The 666-nt window shown below is 46.7% G+C and carries 1 protein-coding gene; it reads left to right on the top strand.

Going from position 1 to position 666, the window contains the following annotated elements:
• On the top strand, positions 1-666 hold a 666-nt coding region (locus AC1RNB_RS18570), incomplete at both ends, for a hypothetical protein (RefSeq protein WP_493085254.1).

Raw genomic sequence — 666 nt, forward strand, 5'->3', positions numbered from 1 at the left:
CCAGAGTCCTGCAGCAGGTACAGTCATCAGCGGTTCTGGTAATATGACTATAAACTTTACAGTAACGGATGCTGCCGCTAACAGCAGTAACTGCAGCATGACGTTAACCAAACGTGATGTAACTGCACCGGTAATTACCGGTCCTGCCAACAGGCAGGTGAATACCGATGTCAATCTTTGCGGGGCAGTAGTTAATTATGTTCCATCCAACAGCATCGTTTTTTCTCAGGATTTTGTGTCTGGGCCAACCAACAGTACTTATTGTAATGCATGGACCACGTTCACCAATCAGTTAGTGGCAGGTAATACGTATACCAAACTGACCATTAAGGGAACTTATGACCAGACGGGAGTTTCTGTAACCGATCCGGCTGTTATTGCGCAAATTGCGAATGCACTCAGAACAGGTGGCAGCGGCAGTTGGACAACCAACGGAAGAACCTGGGCGGTAGGTAATTGTGGAGGACCGGGAGCATTAAGTGCTACGAATGGAAGTCTTTGTTCCTGCGAATCTAACGCATATGTGGTGAGACCCTGTATTCAGGTTGAGTATGGTAATCCTAATTGGGGCGGTGTGAATACACAGGTATGTAATGGTCCTTCACAAAATATTACAGTAGTATTTGAGCTGTCAGGAGGCGGCAATGGTACTGGTGGTATTACAGC

This window comes from Sediminibacterium sp. GW821-FHT12F12 (genome assembly GCF_058806635.1).